This is a genomic window from Streptomyces sp. KR80, assembly GCF_052245555.1.
GTDB lineage: Bacteria > Actinomycetota > Actinomycetes > Streptomycetales > Streptomycetaceae > Streptomyces.
In genome coordinates, this window is record NZ_JBQQCD010000014.1 from 177,437 (window position 1) to 185,190 (window position 7,754).

Here is a 7,754-nt window from a genome sequence, read left to right on the forward strand (position 1 = left end):
CGCGTGGAAAGGTCCTGCGAGTACCGGCCGACCCACACCGGCCGGTGCGCAGCCGCCCGCCGCGAGTTCCCCCGAAGGTCCCCTCATGCGTCTGAGCACAGCCGTCGTCGCCGGAGCCGCCACCGCCACGACCATCCCCGCCCACCTGCTCTTCGGACCGGTCCTTCCCGCCGCCGCGGTTCCTCCGCCCCCTGTCGCGGACACCCGCGCCCACGCGCCGTACTGCGGTGACCCGGCCAGCACGGACTTCCCCATCGAGGCCAAGATCCACGGCGGCCCCGACACCTACGCTCCGGGCGGCGGCTGGCAGACCTGGAACCTCGACCTGCGCAACACCACCTCCGCGGACTGCCGCCGCATTCACCCTGTCGTCGTGCTGGTCGACCGCGAGCGCGGACTCACCAAGGAACGGATCGGCCTCGAGTTCTACGAGGAGACGGGCCGGAAGTGGCGGCCCGTCGCCTTCGAGACCACCGACCAGGACGAGCAGATCGGCGTGTTCGACGGTGACGGCTTCAAGGGATTCGCCGTGCGGGCGCACAAGCACCTCACCGTGAAGGTGCGGATGCGGTTCTCGGCAGGGACCGGCGAGAACCGGGTGACGGCCAAGATCGCCACCGTGCAGCGCCGTGACGACGACGGCGACTGGCTCGGCGCATCCAACGACTACGAGTTCGACATCCGCGGCGGCGCCGGAGACGGCGATCAGCCCCGGCATCAGCCGGGCGCGGGCAAGGAGGGGAAGGAACGGCCGAAGCCGGACCCTGGCCAGAGCTCACGAGGGCGGGCTCCGGGAGAGTCGCCGCAGCGGCCGCTCCCCGCCCCTGAGTCGGATGCACTCGCCAGCACCGGCGAAAAGGTGCTGCTCTGGTTCGCGGGCGTGGCGGGGGCGTGTTTCCTGGGCGGGGCGGCCCTCGTCATCGCCGCCCGTCGCCGCGCCCGCTGAGGCGGGCTCGAACGCGCCGAGTTCGTACAGCACTTGGCGGGCGCGCAGAGGCGTACGGCGCGGCCTCCCATGTCTCCGCCGGTGGGGGCGTGCGTCAACGCGCCCGCAGGACATGGGAGATCACGTCTTCCAGGACTGGTGCACCGGGGCAGTAGCCGTCCGGAAGCCCAAGGTGACACCGGGGCTTGAAAGGCCCCGGCAGCGAGCGACGTCGGTGGGTCGACGACCTCGGGATCGGTTGATCATCCGGGCTGTGGACGGTCGGGGTCGTCCACGTCCGCCCCCCGTTAGGCTGAATCTCGAACATTCGGCCACGCAGAGCGGAGACAGTCCAGTGGCGGAGCGCAAGCCGATCGAGTCCTGGCTCACCGACATGGATGGCGTCCTGATCCACGAGGGCATTCCGATCCCGGGTGCCGATGCCTTCATCAAGCGGCTCCGCGAGTCCGGAAAGCCGTTTCTCGTCCTGACCAACAACTCCATCTACACTCCGCGTGATCTGCACGCCCGGCTGTCCCGCATGGGCCTGGACGTGCCCGTCGATCACATCTGGACCAGCGCGCTCGCCACCGCGCAGTTCCTGGACGACCAGCGGCCCGGCGGCACGGCGTATGTCATCGGCGAGGCCGGCCTCACCACCGCCCTGCACGACATCGGCTACATCCTCACCGACGCCGAACCGGACTACGTCGTGCTCGGCGAGACCCGTACCTACAGCTTCGAGTCGCTCACCAAGGCCATCCGGCTGATCAACAACGGTGCCCGCTTCATCGCCACCAACCCGGACGAAACGGGTCCGTCCGCGGAGGGCGCACTACCCGCCACCGGTTCGGTCGCCGCGCTGATCACCAAGGCGACCGGCCGCGACCCGTACTTCGTCGGAAAGCCGAACCCGCTGATGATGCGGGCCGGGCTCAACGCGATCGGGGCGCACTCCGAGACCAGCGCCATGATCGGCGACCGGATGGACACCGACGTCCTGGCGGGTCTGGAGGCCGGAATGGAGACCTTCCTGGTGCTCACCGGGCTCACGAAGCCCGAAGAGGTCGAACGCTTCCCGTTCCGGCCGTCCACCGTCGCGGACTCGATCGCGGATCTCGTCGACCGGGTCTGAGCACCGGGCCGTACCGGGCCTGAGCACACGGTCGACGGGGCTTGCGCTCAGGGCCCGTGGACCCTTCAACCGCCTTCATCGAACGGAGCAATACCGGAACGTTCCGGATGCAGGGGACCCTGACGGGGCGGAACCTTCTGGAGAGGAGGTTCCATGATGGGCTCTGTCCGGTCTTCCAGGCTCACCCGTCTGTCCTGCCGCGCTGCCGTGACCGTCGCGACCGTCGCCCTGTGCTCGACGGCCGCTCTGCCCGCCCACGCCGATGACGTCAGTCCCCGGAGCGACGTCCCCGGCTCGGCGGAGGGCGACTCCTCGACGCCGAGTGCGCTACCGAGCAGACTCAGCCCCACCGACTTCCCCTTCATCGACATCAGTGCCACCTCGACCGCCCCGCCGTATGCGAAGGACGGACGGGACGGCGAGGACGTTCTCGGCGCCGAAACCTCCTCCTCTTCGGGCTCACTCAAGGTCACTCCCTCGGCGGTCGCGGCCGGCCACGAGGTCCAGATCCGCGTCCACGGCTGCAAGCGCGACCAGGACGCCCAACTCACGGCGCGCTCCCCGGCGTTCGTCGACGACGCCCGGCTCGTCTCCGAGGGCGGCAGCTCCTTCGCCGCCGAGGCGAAGATTCGCTCCACCACGGCACCCGGCGAATACCGGATCAAGAGCGACTGCGGCATCGAGGGCATGATGACCGTCATCCCCGGGCCCGGCACCGCCGGCGCGTCCGCTCGGGCCGATGGCGGCGGGAACGTCGCCCTCGCAGCGAAGGCCGCGCAGAAGGAGGACGGGCCTGGCCTCGTCCATGTCGTCGTCGCGGCCGGCCTCATGACCGGTGCGGGCGTCGCCGTGGCGGGAATCGCGCTGCGCCGCCGTCGGGCCGGCTCGGCAGGCGACTGAGGCGGCCGGCGGTGTCCGCCGACCACCACCGCCGCCGGAGAGCGGGACAGCTGGGCGTGGGCCTGACCTGGGCGGCGGTTCTGCTCGGGATCTGGGGGTGGGGAGTCGAGATCACCGACGGCCACGGCAGCGCGGCGCCGACGACCCGTGATGTGGCGGCCGTCGCCCGTCCGGCCCGAGCGGTCCTTCCTCAGGAGCACGCCCCGCTGGCGGAGGCCCGGCCCGTACGGATCGAGATCCCCTCGCTGGGGGTACGGGCCAAGGTCGTCGAGCGCGGCCTCGACCTGGCCGGTGGCGTCGACCCGCCGCCGTACGACGCCTCGGGTGTCGTCGGATGGTTCGGCGGCGGCCCGGCACCGGGCACCGCCGGTACGGCCGTCCTGATCGGCCATGTCGACCGGGACTCCCGGCCGGCGGTCTTCTTCCGGCTGGCCCATGCCGAGCCGGGCGAGCGCATCCGGGTCGCGCGGGACGACGGTTCGGTCGCGGAGTTCATCGTGGAGGCGATCGAGGTCGTCGGGCAGGAGCGCTTCGATCCTCGGCGGGTCTACGGCCCGCATGTGGCGGACCGGGCCGAGTTGCGGCTGATCACCTCTGGGGGCGGTGGCGGCCGGGAGCGCGGCGCCTCCAGGGCGAACGTCGTGGTTTCGGCGTATCTCACGGGCGTGCCGACGCGCTCCCGTACGGCGTGAACGCGCCGCGGGGTGTGCCGTCGTCAGTGCAGTGACGTTTCCTGTGATCTGTGCTGTGACCTGTGTCGGGATCTCTGTCCGGATCCGTGCCGGATGGCTGCCCGGTACACCCGCTCGACGAAGGTCGACCGGTCTCGTGCGGTGTCGGCCCGCTGTGCCAGGATGGATTCGACCGGACTTGTCCCAGGGCTCGGGAGCAGCGGCACCAGTCGCCGATGCCGCCGCCCAGGGAGCCAAAGGGGAGTGGATGTACGGCAGTTACACCGGCCGCGGGCCCGGGTCTGCGCGCATGCGACTGAAGGCGGGGGCGGCAGCGGCAGGGGCCCTTCTCATGTTGTCGGGCTGTTTCTCCTCGTCGGACACCGAGGACGACGTGCACTCCGGCGGACAGCAGCCCAAGTCCAGGGCGCCGTACTGGGTGAACCCGGACGGCAGCGCGGCCGAGCAGGCCGCCGCTTACCGCGAGGACGGGCGCGAGGAGGAGGCACGGCTGATCGAGCGGATCTCCGCGCAGCCGGTCGCGGAGTGGATCGGCGTCGAGGATCCGGAGGGCCAGACCGCCGGTTTCACCCAGGCCGCCGAGAAGGCCGACCGCGAGGCGCTGCTGGTCCTGTACAACATTCCGCACCGCGACTGCGGCCAGTACTCGAAGGGCGGGGCGGCGGACGGGAACGCGTACCGCGATTGGCTGGGCAAGGCCGTCAAGGGCATCGGCGACCGGCGCGCCACGGTCATCCTGGAGCCGGACGCCCTGCCGCACGTGGAGGACGGCTGCACGCCCGCACAGTTCCACGAGGAGCGGTTCGCTCTGCTGACTGAGGCCGTGGACAAACTGAAGGCGCTGCCGAACACCAAGGTCTATCTGGACGCGGGCAACCCGCACTGGATCACCGACCCCGGACGGATGGTCGAGCCCCTGAAACGGGCGGCCATCGACAAGACCGACGGTTTCGCGCTCAACACCTCCAACTACCAGACGACCGCCGAGAACACGGAGTACGGCAAGAAGCTGTCGGCGATGGTCGGCGGCAAGCCGTTCGTCATCGACACCAGCCGCAACGGCAACGGCCCGGCGCCGGGGCATGAGGACCCGCAGGCGTGGTGCAATCCGCCGGGCCGGGCGCTCGGCGAGCCGCCGACGACGAACACCGGGGACGAGCTGGTCGACGCGTATCTGTGGATCAAGCGGCCGGGGGAGTCGGACGGCAACTGCAAGGGGGGCCCTGACGCGGGTCGGTGGTGGCCGGAGTACGCGCTGGAGCTGGCGCGGAACGCTCGCCGCTGAGGCCGGAGGCGCTCGCCGCAAGCGGCCCGGCCGGGGTTCGGGTCGGAGGCCCCGGCCCCCTCGCGTGCGTCGGCGGCTCTCCCGCCGACGTTTTTACGGCACCTCGACCCAGGTGCCCTTGGACGGTGTTCCCTGGGCGTCGGTGACGAAGAGCATGTACCAGCCGGAGGGGACCAGTGAGCGGTCCTTGGGGATCGTCACGGTAACGCCGTCCGCGGTCGTCTTGAGGTCGAGCGCGATCGAGCGCTGGTCGATGTCGGTGACATGAGTGACGGCACTCGGGCGGATCAGCCGGGCGTTCTTGATGGCGGCGGCGTGCCGCGTCCGATACGTGGCCGTGGCGCCGCGGGAGATCCGTTCCGGCCCGGAGCCGAGGCTCGGCCGGTACTTCCGGTAGAGATACGGCGGCGTGTAGATCTCGATGCGCTGTTCGAAGACGCCGGGCTTGGTGTTGGCGTCGTCGGAGAAGAGCGAGTCCGAGCCGAAGATCATGATCCGGCCGTCCGGCAGCAGGAGCGTGCCGGAGTGGTAGTTGCGGCCGACGGTGGGGTCCGCGACCCGGCGGAAGGTGTCCGCCTTCGGGTCGTAGATCTGCGCCTTGAGGATGTTGCTGCCGCTGCGGCCGCGGTAGTCGCCCGAGCCGCCGGAGACGAACACCGTGTCGTCCGGGAGGATCGAGCCGCCGGGGTAACGGGTGCCTTCGGAGAGGGGCGCGCTGTTTTTGAAGCGCGGGTCCTTGGTGGTGAGGTCGACGATGCGGGTCTTCTCGCTGGACTTCTCGGATTCGCCGACCCCGCCGCCGCCGATCACCATGAACTTCTGGGACTGGGCGGGCGGCAGCATGACGGACATCGAGGTCTCGAGGATGTTCGGGTCACTCATGCCCGGCACCACGTCGAACTCGTTGGTCTCCACATCCCAGATGCCGGGCTTGCGGCCCTTGTCGGCAGGTCCGTAGCCGGCGTTGGAGCCGGTGTAGAAGAGCTTGCCGCCGTCGATGAGGAACAGCGCCGGATAGGTGGGGAAGAAACGCTGTTGCGGCAGGTAGGACCACTTCTTGGTCTTCGGGTCGTAGACCTCGTTCTTGCCCGGGACGACCTGACCGATGTCGTCCAGGCCGGACACCGAGAGGACCCTGCCGTCCGCCAGCGTCGTCAGCGTCGGATACCAGCGGGCCTCGTGCATGGGGTCGACGCGGATGTATCGCTCGGCCACCGGATCGAACTCGTAGGCGTCCTTGATGCCTTGGAAATCCTTCTTGTCGAACGAGAGCTTGTTGGCGATGCCGTAGAGGTTTTTGACATCGGCGCCCTTGAGGCCCTGGATACGGTAGTTGTCGGTGTCACCGGTGCTGTACCGCTTTCCCTCCTTTCGGGCCTCCACATAGACGCGGGCCTCGCTGGCGGTGACGGTGACCTGGCCGGTGAGCGGGTCGACCGTCTTCTTGGCGCGCGGGACGAGGAGGTTGTCCTTGGACTCGAAGGTCTTGCCGTTCCGCTTTCCAGTGAAGAGCGTGCCCGCGGGAAAGGTCTTGGGCTTGTCGGGGCTCTCGTTCTTGACGATCATCAGGCCGCCGGCCTTCTTGATGTCGCCCTTCAGCTTCTCGTAGCGCCGGGTGCCGCCCGCCACCAGCAGCTTGCCGTCGGGAAGTTGAGTGTGCCCGGCGCAGAACATGTCCTTGGGCGTGGGAATGTTCTTGAAGGTGTTCGTCTTCGGATCCCAGAGGACCGAGCGGAACGTCTTCGAGGCGAACATCTTGGCGTTGTTGCCGGAGCCGGCGATCAGCAGGACCTTGCCGGTGTGCAGCAGGGCCGCGTGGATCGCGTTGATCCGGTACTCATCCGGGACGTCCAGCAGCTCCCAGTAGCCGTTCTCCGCCTTGTACTCGGGCTGGTTGATCTTGTACGTGTGGTACTTCGCGGTGCTGAAGCGGTAGAGCGCAGGCCCGTTCATGCCGGTCAGCACGAGTACCGCCGCCGCACCGATCGCCAGGCGGCGGGTGCGGCGGCTCGGACGGTACTTCATGTCTTACGTCCCCCCAGGGCGATCTGCAGGGTCTCGTCGGTGGTCTGTGCCCAGGAGGGCTGCTTCAGAGTCATCGTGTCCGCGGGATTCCGGTCGTCGGGAGAGCCGCCGCAGTCCTGAGAGCCGCTGCCGTCCTGAGAGTCGTCCGTCTTCTTCCGCTTCTCCTGGCGCGTGGTCCAGGACCAGGCGAGGATCGGTGACACCGTGATGATCAGCGCCAGTGAGGCCCAGACGATCATCGCCGGATGGCTGTGGCCGAAGTAGAAGGAGGAGACGAGGGAGCCGCCGAAGACCAGCAGGAAGAACAGATGGATGCGGAAGGTCCCGAAGAGGGTGTCGGGGCTGGACGAGTCGCCCTTGGGCGTCACGACGAACTTGCTCTTGCGGCGCAGCACCGCGTCCATGAGGGAGCGGGCGTAGATGGGGGCCGACAGCGCGGACATCACCATGCCGGCCACGCCGCCGGAGCCTTCGGGTTCGTGCGGGGAGACGTTGTGCCGCCGGTTCCAGACGTACAGCCCGATCTGCAGCGCGGAGGCATTGCCGTAGAGCATCATCCAGATGGCCGGGTCGATCTGGACACCCGATGCGCCGAATCCGAGGAAGAGCGCACAACTGAGCGCCGCCAGAATCCAGTTCATGGCGGAGATGGGATAGAAGATCACCATCAGGGTGTAGTTGAAGAGTTTTCCGGGTGGCAGGGTGAAGGGTGCCTTCCAGAACTGTTTGAGGATGGTTTCGTAGGTGCCGCGGGACCAGCGGAGTTGTTGGGTGAAGAAGTCGGTCCAGGCG

Annotated in this window: 6 protein-coding genes and 1 pseudogene; 5 read left to right on the forward strand and 2 right to left on the reverse strand. The window is 68.9% G+C overall.

Annotation, left to right across the window (positions count from 1 at the left end; translation table 11 throughout):
• The first annotated feature begins 85 nt into the window (after positions 1-85).
• From ACTWQI_RS20515 to ACTWQI_RS20535, 5 genes are all read left to right on the forward strand, one after another.
• A complete protein-coding gene (locus tag ACTWQI_RS20515; RefSeq protein WP_443272432.1) occupies positions 86-946 on the forward strand; it encodes a hypothetical protein in 861 nt (286 codons plus the stop codon).
• Positions 947-1,280: 334 nt separating this feature from the next.
• Positions 1,281-2,060 (forward strand): HAD-IIA family hydrolase, encoded by a 780-nt coding sequence (locus ACTWQI_RS20520; RefSeq protein WP_443272434.1) that lies wholly within the window; start codon positions 1,281-1,283, stop codon positions 2,058-2,060.
• A 153-nt stretch (positions 2,061-2,213) separates the two neighbouring features.
• The gene (locus tag ACTWQI_RS20525; protein ID WP_443272435.1) at positions 2,214-2,960 is read left to right on the forward strand and encodes a hypothetical protein; all 747 of its coding nucleotides are present in this window, start codon (positions 2,214-2,216) and stop codon (positions 2,958-2,960) included.
• Positions 2,961-2,971: 11 nt separating this feature from the next.
• A complete protein-coding gene (locus tag ACTWQI_RS20530; RefSeq protein WP_443272437.1) occupies positions 2,972-3,652 on the forward strand; it encodes a class F sortase in 681 nt (226 codons plus the stop codon).
• A 247-nt stretch (positions 3,653-3,899) separates the two neighbouring features.
• Entirely contained in the window at positions 3,900-4,937 is a 1,038-nt protein-coding gene (locus ACTWQI_RS20535; RefSeq protein WP_443272456.1) for a glycoside hydrolase family 6 protein, read from the forward strand.
• 93 nt (positions 4,938-5,030) lie between these two features.
• Here ACTWQI_RS20535 and ACTWQI_RS20540 read toward each other — a convergent pair whose 3' ends face one another.
• The gene (locus ACTWQI_RS20540) at positions 5,031-6,962 is read right to left on the reverse strand and encodes a galactose oxidase-like domain-containing protein (RefSeq protein ID WP_443272439.1); all 1,932 of its coding nucleotides are present in this window, start codon (positions 6,960-6,962) and stop codon (positions 5,031-5,033) included.
• A pseudogene (locus ACTWQI_RS20545) lies at positions 6,959-7,754 on the reverse strand (glycosyl transferase); the annotation flags it as partial. The gene ACTWQI_RS20540 and the pseudogene ACTWQI_RS20545, both read right to left, overlap by 4 nt.

Coding starts and splice junctions, on each gene's coding strand:
- ACTWQI_RS20515 (WP_443272432.1), top strand. CDS start 86: ATGCGTCTGAGCACAGCCGTCGTCGCCGGAGCCGCCACCGCCACGACC.
- ACTWQI_RS20525 (WP_443272435.1), top strand. CDS start 2,214: ATGATGGGCTCTGTCCGGTCTTCCAGGCTCACCCGTCTGTCCTGCCGC.
- ACTWQI_RS20535 (WP_443272456.1), top strand. CDS start 3,900: ATGTACGGCAGTTACACCGGCCGCGGGCCCGGGTCTGCGCGCATGCGA.
- ACTWQI_RS20540 (WP_443272439.1), bottom strand. CDS start 6,962: ATGAAGTACCGTCCGAGCCGCCGCACCCGCCGCCTGGCGATCGGTGCG.